The organism is Rhodococcus opacus (assembly GCF_012396235.1).
Classification (GTDB): Bacteria; Actinomycetota; Actinomycetes; order Mycobacteriales; family Mycobacteriaceae; genus Rhodococcus_F; species Rhodococcus_F opacus.
In genome coordinates, this window is the sequence record NZ_JAAXPA010000027.1 from 88,570 (window position 1) to 110,756 (window position 22,187).

A 22,187-nucleotide genomic window follows, 5' to 3' on the forward strand; every position below is an offset into this window, starting at 1 on the left:
GTCGCTCAGCGGTCGGAACCCGGCTCCGGGTCCTCGGGATCGGGACCGTAGGCGTTGCGGGTCATGCGTTTCGACACGTAGCCCATGGCCGCGATCGCGCCTGCGACACCGAGCAGTCCGACGATCAGTCCGAGGACGGGGCCCGGTTTCACGACCAGAATGATCGCGGTGGCGAGGACCAGCACCGCGGTGGCGGCGCCCATCGCGTACACCGCGAGCCTGCCGATCGACAGGTCGCCGCGCCCGTCCCCGGGTTCGGTCACAGACTGCGAACCCAGTTCCGGAGCAGCTCGGCACCCGCGTCGCCGGACTTCTCGGGGTGGAACTGGGTGGCGGACAGCGCGCCGTTCTCGACGGCGGCGAGGAACTTGCCGCCGTGGTCCGCCCACGTCAGGGCCGGGGACGCCAGCCGCTCCGGCGTCGGCATGTCCCAGGACTGGGCCGCGTACGAGTGGACGAAGTAGAACCGGGTGTCGGGATCGATGCCGGCGAACAGCGTGCTGTTCTCCGGCGCCTCGACCGTGTTCCATCCCATGTGCGGCAGCACGTCGGCCTGGAGCCGTTCGACGGTGCCGGGCCATTCGCCGCAGCCTTCCGCCTCGACGCCGAACTCGACTCCGCGTTCGAAGAGGATCTGCATGCCGACGCAGATCCCGAGGACCGGCCGTCCGCCTGCCAGACGCTGACCGATGATCCGCTCCCCGCGGACCGCGCGCAGTCCCTCCATGCACGCGGCGAAGGCACCGACGCCGGGAACGACCAGACCGTCGGCCGCGAGTGCGACCTTGTGATCGGATGTGACCTCGACGCGCGCGCCGGTCCGGGCCAGAGCGCGGGTGGCCGAATGCAGGTTGCCGGAGCCGTAGTCGAGGACGGCAATCGTGGAGACGGTCATGACACAACCTTATCCGGCGGCCGCACGACGCCCGAGGGCGCGGCCGACGACCATCCCGGCGGCCGGGACCACCGCGACGGCCGTCGCCGCGACCGCGAACACCCAGGAGTACCCGGCCGCCGACGCAACGGCTCCGAGTGCGAGGGAACCGAAACCGGTTCCGGCGTCGAACCCGATGTTCCAGCCGGCGCTCGCCGAGCCGAAACGAGCCGGTCCCGCGGCGGTGAAGATCATGACGAGGGATTCGTTCTGCACCGCCCCGAATCCGAATCCGAAGGCCAGGGCCGCGCACACCAGCAGCGGCACCGGCGCACTCGTCGCCGCCGCGACGGCGAACAGCACCAGGCCGAGGCACACGAACGTCAGGGCGGGAACCAGGGCGCGGCCCACCCCCAGCCGGTCGGAGAACGATCCCGCGGCGTATCGCCCGATCAGCGTCGCACCGCTCGAGACAGCGAGGATCACCCCGGCGAGCGAGGCTCGCTCCGAGATCGCGATGGGCAGCAGGCTGGACAGACCGCCGAATGCGGCCGCAGAGATCGCGATCGCGAGCCACGGCGTGAGCAGGACGGCGAGCGGGATGCGGCCCTGCGACGTGCGATCCGCGGGAGCGTGGATGGCGGGGAGGCGCGTGATCGCGACCACCGCGAGAGCGGGAATGAGAGCGCCGATCACGAAGACGGGGGTCGCGGACCAGTGCTGCATGATCGCGAGCCCCGCGGGCAGCCCGACCATCTGCGCGGCGGCCACCGCGATTCCCTGCGCACCCGTGGCGCGGCCGAGCATCTCGCGGGGAACGAGTTCGGCGACCAGCGCACTGCTGGCGACGGTGAGCATGCCGAAGCCCGATCCCCGGACGGCCGAGACGGCCAGCACCGGGATCGCCTCGGTGGACAGCAGGAGGAGCAGCGACGGCGGCCCGAGCAGCATGCAGCCGGCGGCGAGCACCCAGCGATGCCCCCACCTGCGCAGGAGCCGGGGCACACCGAGTTGCGTGACGACGGTCGCGGCCATGAACACGGCCGTGACGCTGCCGGCGAGCGTGTCCGAGCCACCGGACAGCGAGACGATCAGCGGAACGACGGGCAGCAGCACCGCCCAGCCGCCGAACGCCGCGGCGCCCATCACCATCGCGGCGGGCATGCCGCGGGTGCGGAGCAGGCCGCGGCGCGACTCCACTGCGACGGGCACTACATCAACCTGAGAACGCCCGCCACGGCTGCCAGCACCGCCAGTGCCAGCAGCACGCCCGAGGCCAGTTTGTTGAACTTCCACATGGAGTACGCGCCGCCCACCGCGATCCCCGCGGCGATGAACAGGACGTAGACGAGGACGACACTCACGAATGCGCCCGGATCACAGGCTGCCCTTGGTGGACGGCACACCCGTGACGCGGGGATCCGGTTCGACCGCCTCGCGCAGTGCGCGGGCGACGGCCTTGAACTCGGCCTCGGTGATGTGGTGCTGATCGCGTCCGTAGAGCACCCGCACGTGGAGGGCGATCCGCGCGTTGAGCGCGATCGACTCGAACACGTGCCGGTTGATCACCGTTGCGTACGGCACGCCCGGGTAGCCGCCGATGACGGCGTGCAGCAGGTGTTCCGGTTCGCCGGTGTGGACGCAGTATGGACGCCCGGACACGTCGACCGATGCGTGGGCGAGCGTCTCGTCCATGGGGATGAACGCGTCACCGAACCGGCGGATGCCCTTCTTGTCGCCGAGCGCCTGACCGAGCGCCTGGCCGAGCACGATCGACGTGTCCTCCACCGTGTGGTGCGCCTCGATCTCGATGTCGCCCTTCGCGTGGACGGTGAGGTCGAAACTCGCGTGGGAGCCGAGCGCGGTCAGCATGTGATCGAAGAACGGGACCCCGGTGGAGACGTCGACGATGCCGGTGCCGTCGAGGTTCAGTTCGACGGTGATGCTGGATTCCTTGGTGGTGCGCTCCACGCGGGCGATGCGGTCGGTCATCCTCGGTCTCCTGAGCTGGTGAGTTCGGTGGCGGCGATCTCGTCGCTCGCCACGATGAAGGCGTCGTTCTCGGAGGCCAGCCCGACGGTGGCGCGCAGGTATCCGGGGATGCCGACGTCCCGGATGAGCACTCCGCGGTCGAGGTAGGCCTGCCAGGCGCGGGCACTGTCGGTGAACTCACCGAACAGGATGAAGTTCGCGTCGCTGGGGATGACGCGGAACCCCGTGTCCTCCAATGCCTTCGACACCCGCACCCGCTCCGTTGCGAGAGCGTGCACGCTGGCGAGCGTCTCGTTCGCGTGCCGCAGCGCCGCGCGGGCAGCGGCCTGCGTGACCACCGACAGGTGGTACGGCAGCCGGACCAGGAGCAGCGCCTCGATGAATGCCGGTGCGGCCGCGAGGTATCCGAGCCGGCCGCCGGCGAACGCGAACGCCTTGCTCATCGTCCGCGACACGACGAGCTTCGACGGGTACTCGTCGATCAACGTCAGGGCGCTGGGGGCGTCGGAGAATTCGGCGTACGCCTCGTCGACGATCACGACGCCCGGTGCGGCGTCGAGGACCCGGCGCAGTTCCGCGATGCCGACGCTGTGCCCGGTCGGGTTGTTGGGACTGGTCACGAACACGACGTCGGGCCTGCGCTCGGCGATCGCCGCGGTCGCGGCGTCCACGTCGAGCGCGAAGTCGGCGCGCCGGAAGATCGGCAGCCACTCGGTTTCGGTGCCGTCCGCGATGATCGGGTGCATCGAATACGACGGCACGAAGCCCATCGCGCTGCGACCGGGACCGCCGAACGCCTGCAGCAGCTGCTGCAGGATCTCGTTGGACCCGTTGGCCGCCCACACGTTGTCGACCGTCACCGGCACCCCCGTCTGGCGGACGAGGTACGCGGCGATGTCGGTGCGCAGAGCCACCGCATCACGGTCCGGGTAGCGGTGCAGTTCCCGCGCCGCCTCCCGCACGGACTCCGCGACGTCGTCGACGAGGGCCTTCGTGGGCGGGTGCGGATTCTCGTTGGTGTTCAGCTGAACCGGGACGGTCAGCTGCGGCGCCCCGTATGCCGACTTGCCACGCAGATTCTCCCGGATCGGCAGGGCGTCCACCCCAATCGACGAACCCGGCACGTTCGCCGCGGTCACCGCAGCGCCTCGAACCGCAGCCGCACGGCCTCACCGTGTGCGGGCAGGTCCTCGGCGTTCGCGAGGGTGATGACGTGGCCGGAGACCTCCTTCAGCGCGGATTCGGAATAGTCGACGACGTGGATGCCGCGCAGGAACGTCTGCACACTCAGACCCGAGGAGTGCCGGGCGCAGCCCGCGGTGGGCAGGACGTGGTTGGACCCGGCGCAGTAGTCGCCGAGGCTGACCGGCGCCCACGGGCCGACGAACACCGCACCCGCACTGGTCACCTTCGCGGCGACGGCGGTGGCGTTCTCGGTCTGGATCTCGAGGTGCTCGGCGGCGTACGCGTTGACCACCCGCAGTCCGGCCTCGACGTCGGAGACCAGGACGGTGCCCGACTGCGTGCCGGACAGCGCGGCGGTGACGCGCTCCTTGTGCTTGGTGATCTCGAGCTGCGCGGCCAGCGCCGTGTCGACGGCGTCGGCGAGTTCGACGCTGGAGGTGACGAGCACGCTCGCGGCCATCACGTCGTGCTCGGCCTGGCTGATCATGTCTGCCGCGACGTGCACCGGGTCGGCCGTGTGGTCGGCGAGGATCGCGATCTCGGTGGGGCCCGCCTCGGCGTCGATGCCGACGAGGCCACGGCAGAGGCGCTTGGCTGCAGTGACGTAGATGTTGCCGGGGCCGGTGATGAGGTCGACGGGGGCGAGTTCGGCGCCGTTCGTGTCGGTGCCGCCGTAGGTGAGCAGGGCGACGGCCTGTCCGCCGCCGACGGCCCACACCTCGTCGACGCCCAGCAGGGCGGCCGCGGCGAGGATGGTCGGGTGCGGCAGACCACCGAACTCCGACTGCGGCGGCGACGCCACCACGAGGGACCGGACACCGGCGGCCTGCGCCGGGACCACGTTCATCACGACGCTGGACGGGTAGACGGCGTTGCCGCCGGGGACGTACAACCCGACACGGTCGACGGGCACCCACCGTTCGGTGACGGTGCCACCCGGGACGACCTCGGTGGTGGTGTCGGTGCGACGCTGGTCGGCGTGGACCTTGCGGGTGCGTTCGATCGCGACCTCGAGGGCGGCGCGGACGGCCGGATCGAGTTCGCCGAGCGCGCGGTCCAACTCGGACTGCGGCACCCGCACCTGCGCGGGACGGACGCCGTCGAACTTCTCGCTGAACTCGAGCGCCGCGTCGGCGCCGCGCTCCCGGACCGCCTCGACGACGGGGCGAACCTGATGCAGGACCGCGTCCACATCCACTCCACCTCGAGGAAGTGCGGCGCGAAGTTCGGCCGTGGAAGGGGTACGACCACGAAGGTCGGTGCGGGCGAGCATGAGAGGTCCTCTCTGCGACTGTCGGGACACGGTGTCTCGGACGAGCGGACTGTTCTGCGAAGAACAGGGCTCGACACCGATTATCCAGGATAGGCGCACCCCGTTTTCACCGGTCGGCGGCCGACCGGGTTTCCGTCGACACCGGTGCCGGCTCGTCCCACACCGGGGCGGGCTGGATCAGTGAGTGGATGAACCGCATCTTCTCCAGCACCGCGGCCGGTAGCACGAACGGATACAGGTCGTGGTGGCCCATCGACCTGTTCATCTGGTTCAGCGCCCACGACAGCGGCAGCCACCAGTCGATGATCTGGTCGAACCCCACGTCACCGCTGAGTTCGCTGCCCGTCGTCGCTCCGGCGGGCGCCATCGCGAAGGCTGCCGCGGTGTCCAGGGCGTCACGAATGTGTAGGTAGTGCGCGAAGGTCTCCGCCCAGTCCTCGGCGGGGTGCATCGTGGCGTAGGACGACACGTAGAGCCGGCCCCAGCCCTTCGGCGCGCCCTCGCTGTAGTGACGTTTCAGCGCGGCCTGGTAGTCCTGGTCCGGATCCCCGAACAGGTCCTCGAATCGGGTGCGCTCGGCGTCGCCCCGGATCAGCATCAACTGGTAGTAGTGCCCGATCTCGTGCCGGAAATGGCCGACGAGCGTGCGATAGGGCTCGTCCATCTCGACGCGCAGCTGTTCCCGGTGCACGTCGTCGCCCTCGGCCAGGTCGAGGGTGATCACCCCGCCGGCGTGCCCGGTCACCACCCGGGTCCGTGCGCTCGACAGCAGGTCGAAGGCCAGCCCGGTGTCCGGGTCCTCGAACTTGGGGACGATCGGGAGACCGAGTTCGTCGAGTTCGAGAACGACCCGCCTCTTGTTGGTCTCGGCGGTCGCGAACGCGGCCATGCCCGCGTCGTCACCGTCCGCGGGACGCGTCCGCGTCAGCCGGCACGACGTGCACAGGCTCTGGACGTCGTCTTTCCGGACGAGCCAGTTGCACTTCGCCGGGCCGGCATTCGCGCACCGCACCCAGGTCTCGCCGTCCACCACCGCGCGGTCCGCGCCATCCACCACCGCGCGGTCCGCGCCATCCGCCACCGCCCGGTCCGCGCCGTCGAGGACGACGATGGACCGGCTCGGCAGGTGGAATCCCAGAGCGCTGTCGCATTTCAGGCAGAGACTGTTCTCGAACGACAGTCGTTGGCCGCATTTACGACACATGAAGCTGCGCACTGGTGGTCCCTCGGCTCGTCCCGCCCGCGTCCGAGAACGCAGGCGGGTGCCACGCTGGTGTGCGCGTCTCCTCGGAGGGTACCGCCGAGCCGTGGCGGGGGACCGGACGGCCTAGAGGCGGGTGGAGTGCAGGAACCTCCTCGCCAGGTTCTCCTCGGTGGACGCGCCGGGGGTCCACTCGGTGATCCACGGACCGGTGCCTTCGCTGGGGTCGACCACTCCCCGCTCCAGCCACGCATAACGTCCCTCGAGGATCGAGTGCGCAACCTGCTTGTCCACGTCGTCGGTGTTGTGCCACAGACCGTCGAACAGCTTCTCGACCCGCAGCGCCGCCTGCCGGCAGAACACGTCGGCGAGTTCGTAGGCGGCCGCGCCCTCGGCTTCGTTCTCCTCGCGTTGCATCTCCGCCTTGACGCACGTGGCGGACATCGCGAACAGTTCGGCGCCGATGTCGACGACCCGGCCGAGGAAGCCCTGCTGCTTCTCCAGCGCCGCCTGCCACCGGGCCATCCCGTAGAACGTGGAGCGGGCCAGCTTGCGGGAGTGCCGTTCGACGAACCGCAGGTGCTTGGCCAGGACACCGAATTCGCTGTAGGACGTCGGCACCTGCCCCTTGCCTGCCACGAGTTGCGGCAGCCACTTCGCGTAGAACCCACTCGCCTTGGCGGCCGCGCGGGCCTTCGCACCCGTGTCGGCGTGCGGGTCCGCGAGATCGCCCGCGGCCGTGAGGTGCGCGTCCACGGCCTCGCGCGCGACCAGTAGCCGCATGATCTCGCTCGAACCCTCGAAGATCCGGTTGATGCGCAGGTCGCGGTCCAGCTGTTCCACCGGCACCGCGCGTTCACCGCGGGCGGCCAGCGACGCCGCCGTCTCGTATCCGCGACCGCCGCGGACCTGGATCAGCTCGTCGGAGATGACGCAGGCCATCTCGGACGACCACAGCTTGGCGAGCGCCGCCTCGATCCGGATGTCGTTGCGACCCTCGTCGTTCATCTGCGCCGACAGGTCCACCACGGCCTCGAGGGCATAGGTGGTCGCGGCCATGAACGACAGTTTGTTGGCGACGGCCGTGTGCTCGGCGATGGGCTTGCCCCACTGGACCCGTACCCCGGACCATTCGCGGGCGATCTTCAGCGACCACTTCCCGGCCCCGGCGCACATCGCCGGAATCGCCAGCCTGCCCGCGTTGAGGGTGGTGAGCGCGATCTTGAGTCCGTCACCTTCCCGGCCGATCAGGTTCTCGCGGGGAACGCGGACCTTGTACATCCGGGTGACGCCGTTCTCGATCCCCCGCAGTCCCATGAACGCGTTGCGTCGTTCGACGGTGATGCCCGGGGTGTCGGCCTCGACCACGAACGCGGAGATGCCGCCGCGGTGACCTTCGCTCTTGGGTACCCGCGCCATGACGACGAGCAGTTCGGCGACGACGCCGTTGGTCGTCCACAGCTTCACGCCGTCGAGTTCGTAGGCGGCACCGCCCTCGATCGGGGTCGCGGAGGACGCCAGGCGCGCGGGGTCGGAACCGACGTCCGGTTCGGTGAGGAGGAACGCGGAGATAGCTCCGCGTGCGCAGCGCGGCAGGAACTCGCGCTTCTGCTCGGGGGTGCCTGCCAGCTTGAGTGGTTCGGGGACGCCGATCGACTGGTGAGCCGACAGCAGCGCTCCCAGGCTCGGATGCACCGACGCGACGAGCATCAACGCCCGGTTGTACGCGACCTGCGAGAGTCCGAGGCCGCCGTACTCCTCCGAGATCTTCAGGCCGAAGCAGCCGAGGTCGGCGAGGCCGCGGACGTATTCGTCGGGAATGCGCGACTGGGATTCGATGACGCTGCCGTCCATCTCCTCGCAGTGGGCGCGGAGGCGGGTGAGGAATTCCTCGGCCTTCGCGGCGTCCTCGGTAGCCGGGCGGGGGAAGGGATGAACCAGATCCAGCCGGAACCGTCCCAGAAACAGTTCTTTCGCGAAGGAGGGTTTGTCCCAGCCGGATTCCCTCGCCTCCTCCGCGACCGCTCGTGCTTCTTCTTCGGTGACCTTCGGAGCTGAGGTGTCGACCATGACGCGCCTCCTACTGGCGGGTAGTCCTACTCATCAGTATCCCCCAATCGGCGCAGTCGGGACAGCGTTTCCGCTACTCTTCGGCCGATGCGGACTCCCTCGCGACTCCTGGGCGCCGGCGCGGTCCTGCTGTGCTTGCTGGCGCCCGCCACCGCGGCGCACGCCGCCCCTCTCCCCGACGACTTCCTGTGGGGCGTGGCAACGTCCGGGTTCCAATCGGAGGGTTCCTCACCGGACAGCAACTGGCGGCGGTATTCCGACTCGGGGCGGACCCACGACGCGATCGGCAACTCGGTCGACTTCCGTCACCGGTACACCGAGGACATCGCCCGCGCCGCGGACCTGGGTGTCGACGTCTTCCGGTTCGGCGTCGAATGGGCCCGCGTGCAGCCCGCCCCGGGCGTGTGGGACGAGACCGAACTGCGGTACTACGACGACGTCGTCCGCGAGATCACCAGCCGCGGGATGACCCCGATGATCACGCTCGACCACTGGGTGTATCCGGGGTGGGTCGCCGATCAGGGTGGGTGGACGAACCCGGACACCGTCGACGACTGGCTCGCGAACGCGCAGAGGGTGATCGAGCGCTATTCCGGTCTCGGCGCGCTCTGGATCACGATCAACGAACCGACCGTGTACGTGCAGAAGGAGCTGACGTTCGGCGGTGTCGGCCCCGACCGGGTCCCGCAGATGCTCGACCGGCTCGTGGAGGTCCACCGCGGCGCCTACGACCTGATCCACGAGAACGACCCGGGCGCCCGGGTGAGCAGCAACCTCGCGTACGTCCCGGCCGCCATGGACGCGCTCGACGCCACCTTCGTCGACCGGGTCCGCGACAAGCTCGACTTCCTCGGCGTCGACTACTACTACGGCCTCTCCCCCGACAACGTCACCGCGGCCAATGCGGTCACCGACGCCTTCTACGACATCAGCCCCCAACCGGACGGCATCTACCACGCCCTGATGCGGTACACCCGCAAATTCCCGGGACTACCGCTGTACGTCGTGGAGAACGGCATGCCCACCGACGACGGAAAACCGCGCCCGGACGGCTACACCCGGTCCGATCATCTCCGCGATCACGTCTACTGGCTGGAGCGGGCGCGGGCGGACGGCGCCCCGGTGATCGGATACAACTACTGGTCGATCACCGACAACTACGAGTGGGGCACGTACCGTCCCCGGTTCGGTCTGTTCACCGTCGACGCGCTGACCGACCCCTCCCTCACCCGGCGACCGACCGAAGCGGTGACCACCTACCGGGACCTCGTCGCGAACGGTCTCCCGCCCGGCTACGGACCCGAACGCCCTGCCGCACTCTGTTCCCTCGTGGATCCGCCCCTCAGCTGTATCGATCCCCCGTAGAACGAGTACCGCCCGGGGCGCGACGTACCATCACCTGGTGTCGTGGCAGATGTGGTGTGCAGTGCTCGGGGCCTCGTGCGTGATCAGTCTGTCCCCGGGGGCCGGCGCGATCGCGTCGATGGCCACGGGGATGCGGTTCGGGCTCCGACGCGGCTACTGGAACATCGCGGGTCTGCAGCTGGGGTTGCTGCTGCAGATCGCGGTGGTCGCCGCCGGACTCGGGGCGCTGCTCGCGAACTCGACCCTCGCGTTCACGGTGATCAAGTGGTTCGGCGTCGCCTACCTGGTGTATCTCGGCATCCGCCAGTGGCGGGCGAATGCGACCGATGTGTCCGGCGTCGACGGCGAGGTCGCCGAGACCAGCGGGCCCGCGATGACCCTGCGCGGGTTCCTGGTCAATGCCAGCAACCCGAAGGCCGTCGTCTTCATGCTCGCGGTGCTCCCGCAATTCATCACCCCGTCGGCGCCCCTGCTCCCCCAGTACCTGATCATCGCCGCCACCATGATCGCGGTCGACGTCGTCGTCATGACCGGATACACCGGGCTGGCGTCGAAGGTCCTGCGGCTGATGCGGTCACCACGCCAGCAGCGCGCCACCAACCGGACGTTCTCCGGATTGTTCTTCGTCGCGGCCACATTCCTGGCGACAGTCCGCCGCGCCGTCTGACCCGTGAGTACTTCTCAACCGCGGGCGGTTGAGAAGTACTCACGGGTGGGTTCACATGTCGAGGCCGAGATCCAGCACGGTGACGGAATGGGTGAGCGCGCCGACCGCGAGGTAGTCGACTCCGGTCCCGGCGTACTCGGCCGCGACGTCCAGCGTGAGTCCGCCCGACGACTCCAGCTTGGTGCCGGGGGCGTTCGCGTCGCGGCGTTGCACCGCGATCTGCGTCTGCCACAGCGGGAAGTTGTCGAGCAGCACCAGTTCGACGTTCTCGGCCAGCACCTCGTCGAGCTGCTCGAGGCTGTCGACTTCCACCTCGCACTCGATGTCCGGTGCCGCCGCGCGCACCGCCCGCAGCGCCGCCACCACCGAACCGGCGGCCGCGACGTGGTTGTCCTTGATCAGTGCCGCGTCGCCGAGGCCCATGCGGTGATTGACGCCGCCGCCCACCCGCACGGCGTACTTCTGCAAGCCGCGCAGTCCCGGCAGCGTCTTGCGACTGTCCCGGATCTTCGCCCCGGTGCCCTCGACCGCGTCCACCCAGGCGGACGTCGCGGTGGCGATGCCGGACAGGTGGCACACCAGGTTGAGCATCGTCCGCTCCGCGGTGAGCAGCCCCTGCGTGGGCGCGGTGACCGTCAGCACGGCCTGGCCCGGCACGACGCGGGCGCCGTCGGCGACCCGGTCGAGAATCTGGTAGCGGCCCGCCCCGATCACCTCGTCGAGCACCAGCAGTCCCACGTCGAGGCCGGCGACGGTGCCGTGCGCACGGGAGACCACGGACGCCTTCGCCATCGCGTCCGCCGGGACCGTGGACGACGACGTCACGTCCGGTCCGTACCGCAGGTCCTCGTCCAGGGCGAGACGCACGAGCGCACGCACCTCGGCCGCGTCCAGACCGTCGGGAAGGACATGGTCGGACATCACAGCACTCCTGTCAGTTGGGGTTCGAGAAGCTCGAGTTCGCCGTCACGGAGGCGTACATGCGTGCTGCGGCGCCACTCGTCGGACGTCTGCGGGTAGTCGCTGCGGGTGTGGCAACCACGACTTTCGGTCCGCGCGGCGGCCGCGAGTACCAGCGCGGACGCCGTCAGGGTCAACGCGGCGTCTTCGAGCGCGGTCTCCCCCTCAGGCACCGTGCGCGGCGCGCCGGCGAGGGCGGCGGCCACCGCCTCGAGGCCGGCACCGTCCCGGACGACGGAGGCGTTGCCGGTCATCAACTGCTGCACCAGCTCCCGCGGTGCGGACGGCAGGGCACGCTGCTCGGGGGCGGTTGCCTCGACGCGGAGGCCGGCGCGGTCGACGGCCGCGCCGCCGACCCGCTCGCCGACCACCAGGCCCTCGAGGAGACTGTTGGAGGCCAGCCGGTTCGCTCCGTGCAGCCCCGTGCGGGCCACCTCTCCCGCTGCGTAGAGACCGGGGACTGCGGTGCGTCCGTCGACGTCGGTGACCACTCCGCCGCACGAGTAGTGCGCGGCGGGCGCGACCGGGATCAGCTGTTCGCGCGGGTCGATCCCGGCTTCCAGGCACGACGCCGTCACGGTCGGGAACCGCTGCGCGAACCCGGACAGGTGACGCGCGTCGAGGTAGACGTGGTCGTGACCCAGGTCCCGGAGCCTCGACGCGATCGCCCGCGACACGACGTCGCGGGGGGCGAGGTCGCCGCGCGGATGCACACCCGCGGTCACCGAATCGCCGTTGGCGTCGACGAGGATCGCGCCCTCGCCGCGGACGGCCTCGCTGATCAGCGGACGCCGTCCGAGACCGCCGGGAGTGAACAGGACGGTCGGGTGGAACTGCACGAACTCGAGATCGGCGACGGCTGCGCCCGCGTCGAGCGCGAGAGAGATGCCGTCCGCGGTCGCTCCGGGCGGGTTGGTACTGCAGGCGTACAGCTGCCCGAGTCCGCCGGTCGCCAGAAGGACGGCCGGTGTGTGGACGACGCCGAGTCCGCGCGGCGAATCCACGAGCACGCCGGTGACGCCGCGCGCATCGGTGAGCACCCGTACGGCGCAACTGTCGAACAGGACCGGAAGGCCGGCGGCACCCAGAGCGCGCTGCACCTCCGCGCCCGTGGCGTCCCCGCCGGCGTGAATGATCCGCCGGGTGCTGTGGCCGCCCTCGCGGGTGCGCGAGACGGCGCCGTCGCGGCCGCGGTCGAACACCGCGCCCAGATCGGTCAACGCGGCCACGGCATCACGGCCGCCCGCCACGATCGACCGCACGGCGTCCTCGTCGCACAGGCCCACCCCGGCCTCGCACGTGTCGGCGACGTGCGAGGCCACCGAATCGGTGAGGGCGTCACCCACCACCGCGATACCACCCTGCGCGTACTGCGTCGCGGTGTCCGTCACCCCGCCCTTGCTGACGGTGAGCACGGTCAGTCCGCGCAGCGAGGCGGTGCGTGCGGCCGTCAGTCCGGCCACACCACCGCCCACCACCACGAGGTCGGCGTGCTCTTCCCAGGAAATCCCCCGGGCCGGGCTGCTCACTCGCCGCCGCCCGGGTTTCCGATCTCGATCATGCGCTGCACCGACTTGCGGGCACGCTCTGCGGTCTCGAGATCGACGTGAACCTCGTCCTTGCCCTCGAGCAGGCAGCGGAGCAGGGCCGCGGGAGTGATCATCTTCATGTACGGGCAGGACGCGCGGTCGTTGACGGCCTGGAAGTCGACCTCCGGCGCAGCCTTGCGCAGCTGGTGCAGCATGCCGACCTCGGTGGCCACGAGAACCTGCTTCGCCCCGGTCGCGCGGGCGGCGTCGAGCATGCCGCCCGTCGAGAGGATCTTCACCTTGTCCTCGGGCACGAACCCTTCGCCGGCCAGGTAGAGAGCCGAGGTGGCGCAACCGCATTCGGGGTGCACGAACAGTTCGGCACCGGGGTGCGCCTTGGCCTGCGCGGTGAGTTCGTCGCCGTTGATGCCGGCGTGGACGTGGCACTCACCCGCCCAGATCTGCATGTTCTTCCGGCCGGTGACGCGCTTGACGTGTGCGCCGAGGAACTGGTCGGGAAGGAACAGGACCTCACGGTCGGGGTCGATCGACGCGACCACGTCGACGGCGTTGGACGACGTGCAGCAGATGTCCGTCAGACCCTTCACCTCGGCGGTGGTGTTGACGTACGACACGACGACGGCGTCGGGGAATTCCGCCTTCCACTCCCGCAGCTGATCGGCGTTGATCGAGTCGGCGAGCGAGCAGCCCGCGCGCTCGTCCGGGATCAGGACGGTCTTGGCGGGGCTGAGGATCTTCGCGGTCTCGGCCATGAAGTGCACGCCGCAGAACACGATGGTGTCCTCGGGGGCTTCGGCGGCGATGCGCGAGAGTGCCAGGGAGTCGCCTACGTGGTCGGCCACGTCCTGGATGGCGGGCAACTGGTAGTTGTGCGCAAGGAGGGTCGCTCCCCGCTCACGTGCCAGCCGTTTGATCTCGGCAGCCCACTCTTCGCTCGCCTCGACGCCCGCGTAACCGCCGGGACCGTCCTGAATCTGCGGGTTGGTACCCGCCCACAACGTCGTGGTCGTCATGGCTTGCTCCTTCACCGTGAACTCGGGCGGGCTGGCCCGAATTTCCGCAATCGAGGTTTTCGACTTAGGATCGAAAACATGCCCAATAGTAACACCACGCATGAAGTGCTTACCGCGGTGTTCCAGGTTCGCCACTTCCCCGACCACATCACCGCAGGTCAAGGCGGTGATGCGCGTCACGCGGCGGGCACCGGTGAGCTCGCCGTGCTGCTGTGGCAACGGGCCCTCGATCCCCAGGCGGGCGCCTGGTCCCTACCCGGCGGACTGCTCCACGAGAACGAGGACCTCACCACGTCCGCGCGACGCCAGCTGGCCGAGAAGGTGGACGTGCAGGAGGTCTCCCACCTCGAGCAGCTGTCGGTGTTCAGCGATCCGCATCGAGTGCCGGGCCCGCGCACCATCGCGTCGACCTTCCTCGGGCTCGTGCCCCTCCCCGCCGACCCGCAGCTGCCGCCGGACACCGCGTGGCACCCGGTGTCCGCGCTCCCCGAGATGGCGTTCGACCACGGCACCGTCGTCCGGCACGCCCGGACCCGCCTCGCGGCCAAGCTCTCCTACACCAACATCGCGTTCGGTTTGGCCCCCGACGAGTTCTCCATGTCGACGCTGCGTGAGATCTACTGCGCCGCACTCGGGTACCAGGTGGATGCGACCAATCTCCAGCGCGTCCTCGGACGACGTGGGGTGCTGACTCCTACCGGGAACACGGCACCGTCGGGCCGCACCGGTGGGCGCCCGGCCGCGCTCTACCGGTTCACCGACTCCACGCTGCGGGTGACGGACGAGTTCGCGGCGCTTCGACCGCCGAGCTGACCCCGCGCGTCAGGCCGCCTCCACACGTCAGGGCGTCGGGCTCACGCCTGGGCGAGACCCCGCCAGAACGTGTCCGATGCGGCGGTGACGACTTCGTCCACCGGCGCGCCGTCGAGCATTCCGCCGGCGGCCAGGGTCGCGATCCCGTGGAACGTCGCGAACGCGATGAGGGCGATGCGCGACGCGTCCCCGGGTCCGATGTCGCCCGCGGCCTGGGCCTCGGTGACGATACGGACCGTCAGGTCCATCGAGGCGTGGCCGGCCTCCACGACCTGGGAGGCGGCTCCGGGCGCGTGCTTGTTGCCGTACATCAGGGCCAGCAACTCGCGATGCTCGAGCGCGAAGCTCACGTAGGCGCCGGCGAGCGCGGCGAAGCGGGCCCGGGCGTGGGGTTCCGCCTCCTCGACCGCGCGTTCGAGAGCAGCGGTGAGGCGCAGGAAACCGGACTCCGCGAGTGCGTCGAGCAGCGCCTGACGGTCCCGGAAGTGCTTGCTGGGTGCGGCGTGACTGACCCCGGCCTCACGAGCGAGCTGCCGGAGGGAGAGTCCGTCGACACCGTCCTTCTCGAGCGTGCTCTCGGCGCGCGCGAGCAGCACCCGACGAAGACTCCCGTGGTGGTAGGGCTGTTCGGCGACGGACATGCCGCCAGCCTAGCAAAATGTTGTCATTGACTACATAGATGACACTGACTACATTCGAGGCACCCCACCGCTAGGAGCAGACATGGCCTTCGACGTATCCGGAACCACCGTCCTCATCACCGGCGCGAGCGCGGGCCTCGGTGTCGAATTCGCCCGCCGGTTCGCCGAGCGGGGAGCAGATCTCGTTCTCGTCGCCCGCCGCGCCGACCGCCTCGAACAACTCGCCACCGAACTCCGCGCCGCGCACCACGTGTCGGTCACCGTGCTCCCGTTCGACCTTGCGACACAAGGTGCCGGCGAGCGGTTGCGCAGCGAACTCACCGCCCGCGACATCCGCGTCGACTCACTGATCAACAACGCGGGATTCGGGACGCACGGAGATTTCGCTTCCGCCGACCTGGAGCGCCTCACCTCCGAGATCCAGCTCAACGTCACCACCCTCGTCGAGCTGTCGCACACGTTCCTGCCCGACCTGCTCCGGGGACGCGGCGCACTCGTGAACGTCGCGAGCACCGCAGCGTTCCAGCCGACTCCGGGCATGGCCGTCTACGGGGCGACGAAGGCGTTCGTCCTCAATTTCACGGAGGCGTTGTGGGCCGAGGCGCGAGGCACGGGCCTCACCGTGCTCGCCGTCTGCCCGGGCCCCACCCGCACCGAGTTCTTCGACGTCGTCGGCTCCGAGGACGCCGCCGTCGGCCGCATGCAGACCGCGGATCAGGTGGTCACGACAGCGCTGCGTGCCCTGGACCGGCGCAGCACCCCGCCGAGCGTCGTCTCCGGGCTGATGAACTGGGTGTCGTCGGTCAGCACCCGGTTCGCGACCCGCCGCATCGGCGCTCTCGCCAGCGGGCGCCTCCTCGGTGACGTACGGATGCGGACCTCGGTCACGAGGTAACGGTCGCGTCGCGCTCCTCCGGCTCGTCGAGTTCGACCGGGGGATCGCTGACACCGAGATCGTCGTACGGGTTGAGCGCGGCGAGCACCAACGTCACCGCGCAGGCGACGAGGGGCTGGAAGATCAGCACCAGCAGGGTCCCGATTCCCGGCGCGACCGCCACGACGGTGCCTGCGGTCGAGGTGTCGGGGTCGGGGAACCGCAGCGCAGCCACGCCGATTCCACCGAGCGCCATCACCCCGGCCCCGACCACACTGCCTGCCAGGACCGCGCCCAGCGCCACCGGGCCGCGACTCGTCCGCGCCGTCCACGCCGCGACCGCGGTGAGGATGCCGACCACCAGGCCCGCGCAGGCGAACATCCCGATCGCGTCGAACCGGTGCAGGCTCTCCCCTGTCAGCGACACCCCACGGTCGGGGGCGACCACCAGCAGGTGCTCGGGCGGTGCGAGGACTCCCCACAACACCCCGGCGAGCGCGCTCGCCACCACCGTCCCGCAGAAGATTCCGGCGGCAGATCGAAGCCTGAAGCGCGGGAGCGTGGTCACCCGTCCGACGCTACCGCCGTCCGCCGTAGATCGAGTCGAACACACCGTGGCGGGAACATTTCGCCCACCAGCCGTCCGGGCTGATCTGCACCACCATCCGGCGGCCGCACGCCTCGCAGAAGCGGGGCGGCTCCAGCCCCAGCTGCGCGGCGGTGGGGACCGCGTCGTCCACACCGGCCACCACGCGGCGGCCGGTGTACGGGTTGTAGCGCTCCTCGGTGCCGTCGACCCGATCCTCGGGGCGGTCGACCCGATCCTCGGGGCGGTCGCCCATGGTCGCCTCGGCCCGGATCGTCACAGGGTGTCGTTCAGTGCCTTGATCGGCATCTGCAGATCGACGAGCAGGTCGAGGTCCTGTTCGGCCGGGCGGCCGAGGGTCGTGAGGTAGTTGCCGACGATGACGGCGTTGATGCCGCCGAGGATGCCCTGCTTGGCTCCGAGGTCCCCGAGCGTGATCTCGCGACCGCCTGCGAAGCGGAGGATGGTGCGGGGCAGCGCGAGGCGGAACGCGGCGACCGACTTGAGGGCCTCGCTCGCGGGCAGGACCTCGAGGTCGCCGAACGGGGTTCCAGGACGCGGGTTGAGGAAGTTCAGCGGCACCTCGTCGGGTTCGAGTTCGGCCAGGTTGGCCGCGAACTCGGCGCGCTGCTCGAGGCTCTCGCCCATGCCGAGGATGCCGCCGCAGCACACCTCCATGCCCGCTTCGCGCACCATGCGGAGGGTGTTCCAGCGCTCGTCCCACGTGTGGGTGGTGACGACGTTCGGGAAGTGGGACTTCGACGTCTCCAGGTTGTGGTTGTAGCGGTGCACACCCATCGCGGCGAGCTGGTCGACCTGCTCCTGGGTGAGCATGCCCAGCGAGCAGGCGATCTGGATGTCGACCTCGTTGCGGATCGCCTCGATGCCGGCAGCGACCTGGGCGAGCAGCCGCTCGTCGGGGCCGCGGACGGCGGCGACGATGCAGAATTCGCTGGCGCCGGACTTGGCGGTCTGCTTGGCGGCCTCCACGAGCGACGGGATGTCGAGCCACGCCGCGCGGACCGGCGACTGGAACAGGCCGGACTGCGAGCAGAAGTGGCAGTCCTCGGGGCAGCCGCCGGTCTTGAGGCTGATGATGCCCTCGACCTCGACCTCGGGACCGCACCACTTCATGCGCACGTCGTGCGCGAGGGCGAGCAGTTCCTCCAGCCGATCGTCGGGAAGTTGCAGGACCTCGAGCACCTGACTCTCGTTCAGCGCGTCACCGCGCTCGAGAACCTGCTCACGCGCGAGGGCGAGGATATCTGTCTGTACCGGGGCCGATGTCACACGTATCTCCTGGAAAACGGGGCCGATCACGTGCTGTGAATCGACTGGACCGAAAAATTGAACACCGTACAAGTTGAACGGTGTTCACGTTAGATCCGTGGTGGAATACTGTCAAAGCCGAAGCGGGCTTTCGACAAGATTGGGAGATCACACAGTGCAGTTGCGACGCGGCGACGTACTCGACGGCGCAATGGCCATCCTCGACGAGTTCGGCCTCGCCGACCTCACGATGCGCAGACTCGCGACGGCCCTCGGCGTGCAGCCGGGTGCGCTGTACTGGCATTTCCCCAACAAGCAGACCCTGCTCGGGGCCCTCGCCGACAAGATCCTCGAAGACGTCGACGCACCGGTCACGGCCCCCGGCTGGGACGCGGAGTTCACCGAACTGGCCCACCGGCTCCGCACCGCACTGCTCGCCCACCGCGACGGCGCCGAACTGGTCTCCGCCACGTATGCGTCCCGCATGACCAACTCCCGGGTCCGGGAAAGCTTCGCCGCAGTCGGTCTGCGATCCGGACTGTCCCGCGAACACGCGGAACTGTCGTCCTACTCGCTGCTGTACTACGTCCTCGGCCACACGGTCGACGAGCAGTCGCGGGCGCAGATGGAGTCGGCCGGCGCCCTCACCCGGGCGGCCCTCTCCCCCGACGCCCCGCAGTCCCCGATCGCGGCGTACGACGAGGATCTCCTCGCCGGCGATCCCGCGGTCCGGTTCGACTTCGGCCTGTCGCTGTTCGTCGACGGAATTCGCGCACGACTGAAAGACTCCGCCCACCGCCCCTGAGCGCGCACAATTGAGTCGACGCCGCGTCGGCCACTCGAGGACCGCGCGGCGCCTCCGACGGCCCAGGGACGGACGCGATGACGTCTTCGCTCGGCCGCCGCACCGGAACGGTTCTCGCGGCGGCACTCGCACTGTCGCTCCTCGGCGCGCCCACCCCGGCGGCAGCACAGACTGCGGGCGGCGATCCGGGTGCCGTCGTCGTCGCGACGCCGGTGGCGCCGGACGCGCGGCCTCCGGGCGTCGCCGACGCCACGTACGTCACCTACTGGACGACGGGGCCGATGAACGAACCCGCGCTCAGCACCGGCGCGGTCCTACTGCCCCCCGGTGAGGCGCCGCCCGGCGGGTGGCCCGTCGTGTCCTGGGCCCACGGAACGGTCGGCATCGCCGACAAGTGCGCGCCGACGGTGACGGGAAAACTCGTCGGACCGTACGTCCAGCACTGGCTCGACCAGGGCTACGCCGTCGTCGCAACGGATTACGTCGGCCTCGGCACACCCGGTGTGCACCCGTACCTGGACGGCCCGACGGAGGCGCACAGCGTGATCGACATGGTGCGCGCGGCGCGGACCGTCACGCCGTCCCTGTCGAACCGGTGGGTCGCAATCGGCCAATCGCAGGGCGGTCACGCCGCTCTCGTCGCCGCCTCGATGGCCACCACGTACGCACCCGACCTCGACTTCCGCGGCACCGTCGCCACCGGCGCCCCGTCCAATCTGGAGAACCTCGCACCGCTCGTCGGCCCCGGATTCCCACAGCTCCCCCTGACCGGGAGCACGGTGTTCGTGGCGTACGCGCTCGCCGGATTGCGTGCGTCGCGGCCCGACCTCGATATCGACAGCTACCTCACACCGCTCGGCGTCGACGTCCTGAATCGCGTCGAATCGCTCTGCTACGAAGAGGCGGCCCCGCAACTCGACGGGATCTCGATCGGCCAGTTGATGTCCCGCCCCCTCGACGACCCGGCGGTCCTGGCGGCGCTGCGCATCACGCTGGGAGTTCCCGTGCGGGGCTACGACCGGCCGCTGTTCATCGGACAGGGACTGTTCGACGACGTCGTCCCCATCCCCCTCACCTGGAAACTCACGGCCGACCTCACCGCGAACGGGCAGCAGTTCGTGTTCCGGACGTATCCGACCGGCCATCTGTACACCATGCCCGCGTCCCTGCCCGACACCAGTGCGTTCGTCCGGAGCCTTTTCGGCACGTGAGCCACTGGTAAGACCACTTGACCTCTTACCTATCGCCGCCTTAGTGTCGTGGTCATGATGTTCGAGCCGATCGCGCGGAAATCCGCCTCCACCGAAGTCTTCGACCAGATCACCGCGCGTGTGCTGGGCGGCGACCTCGCCGCCGGCGACGCCCTGCCGAGCGAACGACGTCTGGCCGAAGCCTTCGGGGTGTCCCGGCCCGCGGTCCGGGAGGCGATCCAGAAGCTGGCCCAGGCCGGACTCGTCGAGGTCCGGCAGGGCGACGCCACCTCGGTGCGCGACTTCCGGCAGCACGGCGGGCCCGAACTGCTGTCCCAGCTGCTGGTCCGCGACGGCGTACCCGATTGGGCCGTGGTCCGCAGCGTCCTCGAGGCCCGGCGGATGATCGGCGTGCAGGTCGCGCGGCTCGCCGCCGGCCGGGCGACCGACGAGTCGGGTGCCGCTCTCCGCGTCGCCGTGGATCGTCTCGCCTCGGACAGCGACCCGGTCGCGCAGCAGGTCGGCGCCCTGGCCTTCTGGGAGCGCGTGGTCGACACGGCCGATTCCATCGCATTCCGGCTCATCTTCAACAGCCTCCGCAACGCGTACGAACCGACCATGACGGCGATGGCCGCCGTCATGGTCGCGGAAGTCGGCCGCACCGACCTGTACTCCCAGCTGGCGGAGGCGATCTCCGCCCACGACGAAGTCGCCGCGGCCCAGACCGCCACCACCCTCCTCGACCTCGGCACGGCGGCCGTGACCGCCGTGATCGACGCACTGCACCAACATGATTCGGAGAAGGACACATGACCACGAAACCTCCCGCAGATCGCCGCCAGCGCAGGTCGATCACCCTCCGCGACGCCGCAGACCAGTTCCGCCGCCACCCCTCCCCGTGGATGATCGGCGGCATGCTGGTCGCCGCGGTGGCCGCCCGCCTGATCGTCGGCGACTGGCAGCTGACCGATGCCGTGCTTCCGCTGGTGATGCTGGCCGTGTTCCCGTTCGCCGAATGGGTCATCCACGTCTGCATCCTGCACTGGAAGCCCCGAAAGGTCCTGGGCCTGACCGTCGATTCACTGCTCGCCCGGAAGCACCGCGAGCACCACGTCGACCCCCGGGACGTACCGCTCGTCTTCATCCCGTGGCAGACACTGATGTGGCTGATCCCGGTTCTCGTAGCCGTCTCACTGCTCGCGTTCCCGCGCACCGGACTCGGACTGACGTTCCTGGTGGTGCTGAGCGTCCTGGGTGTCCTCTACGAATGGACGCACTACCTCATCCACAGCGACTACAAGCCGAACTCCCGCCTGTACCGCGCGATCTGGCGCAACCATCGCCATCACCACTACAAGAACGAGCACTACTGGTTCACCGTCACCACCTCGGGAACCGCCGACCGGATCCTGGGCACCGACCCCGACCCCGAATCGGTCGAGAAGTCGCCCACCGCCCGCAACCTCCACGCCGTGCGCTGACGCGCCCGTGAGTACTTATCAACCGCCCGCGGTTAATAAGTACTCACGGGTGCCGGAGGCGCTAACCGCGGCGAAAGAGCTTGTTGCCCAACCAGACGATGGGGTCGTACCGTCGGTCGACCACCCGCTCCTTCATCGGAATGATGGCGTTGTCGGTGATCTTTATCCCTTCGGGGCACACCTCGGTGCAGCACTTGGTGATGTTACAGAGCCCGAGGCCGAACTCTTCCTGCGCCGCCTCACGACGGTCGGCCGTGTCGAGTGGATGCATCTCCAGTTCGGCGACGCGGATGAAGAAGCGGGGCCCGGAGAACGCCGGCTTGTTGTCGTCGTGATCACGGATGACGTGACAGGTGTTCTGGCAGAGGAAGCACTCGA

General features: G+C 69.6%; 24 protein-coding genes and 1 pseudogene. 8 read left to right on the plus strand and 17 right to left on the minus strand.

The annotated features are described in order from the left end of the window. Positions 1 to 5: 5 nt before the first annotated feature. The 9 genes from HGB39_RS28925 to HGB39_RS28965 all read right to left on the minus strand — a co-directional run bounded on the left by HGB39_RS28925 (position 6) and on the right by HGB39_RS28965 (position 8,595). A complete protein-coding gene (locus HGB39_RS28925; protein WP_005247513.1) occupies positions 6 to 263 on the minus strand; it encodes a membrane protein in 258 nt (85 codons plus the stop codon). Beyond that, a complete protein-coding gene (gene hisH, locus HGB39_RS28930; RefSeq protein ID WP_005564092.1) occupies positions 260 to 895 on the minus strand; it encodes an imidazole glycerol phosphate synthase subunit HisH in 636 nt (211 codons plus the stop codon). The genes HGB39_RS28925 and hisH overlap by 4 nt, the downstream gene beginning before the upstream one ends. A 9-nt stretch (positions 896 to 904) precedes the next feature. After that, a complete protein-coding gene (locus HGB39_RS28935) occupies positions 905 to 2,086 on the minus strand; it encodes an MFS transporter (protein ID WP_005260329.1) in 1,182 nt (393 codons plus the stop codon). Continuing rightward, positions 2,086 to 2,238 carry a CG2302 family histidine operon protein gene (locus tag HGB39_RS28940; protein WP_005564089.1) on the minus strand — a complete coding sequence of 51 codons (153 nt, stop codon included), beginning with the start codon at positions 2,236 to 2,238 and terminating at the stop codon, positions 2,086 to 2,088. The genes HGB39_RS28935 and HGB39_RS28940 overlap by 1 nt, the downstream gene beginning before the upstream one ends. A 13-nt stretch (positions 2,239 to 2,251) precedes the next feature. Further along, positions 2,252 to 2,866 carry an imidazoleglycerol-phosphate dehydratase HisB gene (hisB, locus tag HGB39_RS28945; protein ID WP_005247522.1) on the minus strand — a complete coding sequence of 205 codons (615 nt, stop codon included), beginning with the start codon at positions 2,864 to 2,866 and terminating at the stop codon, positions 2,252 to 2,254. After that, positions 2,863 to 4,005: a histidinol-phosphate transaminase gene (locus tag HGB39_RS28950; RefSeq protein ID WP_005564087.1), complete on the minus strand. Its 1,143-nt coding sequence runs from the start codon at positions 4,003 to 4,005 to the stop codon at positions 2,863 to 2,865. Before HGB39_RS28950 ends, hisB begins: the two co-directional genes overlap by 4 nt. After that, a complete protein-coding gene (gene hisD / locus HGB39_RS28955; RefSeq protein WP_005260320.1) occupies positions 4,002 to 5,324 on the minus strand; it encodes a histidinol dehydrogenase in 1,323 nt (440 codons plus the stop codon). The genes HGB39_RS28950 and hisD overlap by 4 nt, the downstream gene beginning before the upstream one ends. A 106-nt stretch (positions 5,325 to 5,430) precedes the next feature. Continuing rightward, on the minus strand, positions 5,431 to 6,540 hold the full coding sequence (locus HGB39_RS28960) for a zinc-binding metallopeptidase family protein (protein WP_005564085.1): 1,110 nt from the start codon (positions 6,538 to 6,540) through the stop codon (positions 5,431 to 5,433). 111 nt (positions 6,541 to 6,651) lie between these two features. Next, positions 6,652 to 8,595 carry an acyl-CoA dehydrogenase family protein gene (locus tag HGB39_RS28965; RefSeq protein WP_005260317.1) on the minus strand — a complete coding sequence of 648 codons (1,944 nt, stop codon included), beginning with the start codon at positions 8,593 to 8,595 and terminating at the stop codon, positions 6,652 to 6,654. An 87-nt stretch (positions 8,596 to 8,682) separates the two neighbouring features. On the opposite strand from HGB39_RS28965, the gene HGB39_RS28970 reads away from it, so the two are divergent. Continuing rightward, a complete protein-coding gene (locus tag HGB39_RS28970) occupies positions 8,683 to 9,960 on the plus strand; it encodes a glycoside hydrolase family 1 protein (RefSeq protein WP_005564083.1) in 1,278 nt (425 codons plus the stop codon). Positions 9,961 to 9,997: 37 nt separating this feature from the next. Next, on the plus strand, positions 9,998 to 10,627 hold the full coding sequence (locus HGB39_RS28975; protein WP_005260313.1) for a LysE family transporter: 630 nt from the start codon (positions 9,998 to 10,000) through the stop codon (positions 10,625 to 10,627). A 51-nt stretch (positions 10,628 to 10,678) separates the two neighbouring features. Here the strand turns inward: HGB39_RS28975 and nadC are convergent, their stop codons facing one another. The 3 genes from nadC to nadA are packed head-to-tail and all read right to left on the minus strand — an operon-like array spanning position 10,679 to position 14,150. After that, entirely contained in the window at positions 10,679 to 11,548 is an 870-nt protein-coding gene (nadC, locus tag HGB39_RS28980; protein ID WP_043788438.1) for a carboxylating nicotinate-nucleotide diphosphorylase, read from the minus strand. Further along, entirely contained in the window at positions 11,548 to 13,116 is a 1,569-nt protein-coding gene (locus tag HGB39_RS28985; protein ID WP_064080633.1) for an L-aspartate oxidase, read from the minus strand. The genes nadC and HGB39_RS28985 overlap by 1 nt, the downstream gene beginning before the upstream one ends. Beyond that, positions 13,113 to 14,150 (minus strand): quinolinate synthase NadA, encoded by a 1,038-nt coding sequence (gene nadA / locus HGB39_RS28990; protein ID WP_005260307.1) that lies wholly within the window; start codon positions 14,148 to 14,150, stop codon positions 13,113 to 13,115. The genes HGB39_RS28985 and nadA overlap by 4 nt, the downstream gene beginning before the upstream one ends. A 78-nt stretch (positions 14,151 to 14,228) precedes the next feature. Here nadA and HGB39_RS28995 point away from each other — a divergent pair, with 78 nt between their 5' ends. Beyond that, positions 14,229 to 14,963: an NUDIX hydrolase gene (locus HGB39_RS28995; protein ID WP_007297405.1), complete on the plus strand. Its 735-nt coding sequence runs from the start codon at positions 14,229 to 14,231 to the stop codon at positions 14,961 to 14,963. Between the two features lie 41 nt (positions 14,964 to 15,004). Here the strand turns inward: HGB39_RS28995 and HGB39_RS29000 are convergent, their stop codons facing one another. Then, a complete protein-coding gene (locus tag HGB39_RS29000) occupies positions 15,005 to 15,604 on the minus strand; it encodes a TetR/AcrR family transcriptional regulator (protein WP_005568834.1) in 600 nt (199 codons plus the stop codon). Positions 15,605 to 15,686: 82 nt separating this feature from the next. On the opposite strand from HGB39_RS29000, the gene HGB39_RS29005 reads away from it, so the two are divergent. After that, complete coding sequence (locus HGB39_RS29005; protein ID WP_005568835.1) at positions 15,687 to 16,499, plus strand: SDR family NAD(P)-dependent oxidoreductase; 813 nt, start codon at positions 15,687 to 15,689, stop codon at positions 16,497 to 16,499. Here the strand turns inward: HGB39_RS29005 and HGB39_RS29010 are convergent. The 3 genes from HGB39_RS29010 to bioB are packed head-to-tail and all read right to left on the minus strand — an operon-like array spanning position 16,489 to position 18,354. Next, entirely contained in the window at positions 16,489 to 17,046 is a 558-nt protein-coding gene (locus tag HGB39_RS29010) for a DUF2567 domain-containing protein (protein WP_064080634.1), read from the minus strand. The genes HGB39_RS29005 and HGB39_RS29010 overlap by 11 nt on opposite strands. A gap of 10 nt (positions 17,047 to 17,056) precedes the next feature. Next, positions 17,057 to 17,344 carry a biotin synthase auxiliary protein BsaP gene (gene bsaP / locus HGB39_RS29015; RefSeq protein WP_005568723.1) on the minus strand — a complete coding sequence of 96 codons (288 nt, stop codon included), beginning with the start codon at positions 17,342 to 17,344 and terminating at the stop codon, positions 17,057 to 17,059. Beyond that, positions 17,341 to 18,354 carry a biotin synthase BioB gene (gene bioB, locus HGB39_RS29020; RefSeq protein ID WP_005260291.1) on the minus strand — a complete coding sequence of 338 codons (1,014 nt, stop codon included), beginning with the start codon at positions 18,352 to 18,354 and terminating at the stop codon, positions 17,341 to 17,343. The genes bsaP and bioB overlap by 4 nt, the downstream gene beginning before the upstream one ends. Before the next feature lie 154 nt (positions 18,355 to 18,508). On the opposite strand from bioB, the gene HGB39_RS29025 reads away from it, so the two are divergent. The 4 genes from HGB39_RS29025 to HGB39_RS29040 all read left to right on the plus strand — a co-directional run bounded on the left by HGB39_RS29025 (position 18,509) and on the right by HGB39_RS29040 (position 21,809). Further along, positions 18,509 to 19,138: a TetR/AcrR family transcriptional regulator C-terminal domain-containing protein gene (locus HGB39_RS29025; RefSeq protein ID WP_005568724.1), complete on the plus strand. Its 630-nt coding sequence runs from the start codon at positions 18,509 to 18,511 to the stop codon at positions 19,136 to 19,138. A gap of 77 nt (positions 19,139 to 19,215) precedes the next feature. Beyond that, positions 19,216 to 20,349 carry a lipase family protein gene (locus HGB39_RS29030; RefSeq protein WP_005568727.1) on the plus strand — a complete coding sequence of 378 codons (1,134 nt, stop codon included), beginning with the start codon at positions 19,216 to 19,218 and terminating at the stop codon, positions 20,347 to 20,349. 54 nt (positions 20,350 to 20,403) lie between these two features. Continuing rightward, complete coding sequence (locus tag HGB39_RS29035; protein ID WP_007297412.1) at positions 20,404 to 21,141, plus strand: FadR/GntR family transcriptional regulator; 738 nt, start codon at positions 20,404 to 20,406, stop codon at positions 21,139 to 21,141. Beyond that, a complete protein-coding gene (locus tag HGB39_RS29040) occupies positions 21,138 to 21,809 on the plus strand; it encodes a sterol desaturase family protein (RefSeq protein ID WP_005260281.1) in 672 nt (223 codons plus the stop codon). The genes HGB39_RS29035 and HGB39_RS29040 overlap by 4 nt, the downstream gene beginning before the upstream one ends. A gap of 61 nt (positions 21,810 to 21,870) precedes the next feature. Here the strand turns inward: HGB39_RS29040 and HGB39_RS29045 are convergent. After that, a pseudogene (locus HGB39_RS29045) lies at positions 21,871 to 22,187 on the minus strand (4Fe-4S dicluster domain-containing protein); the annotation flags it as partial.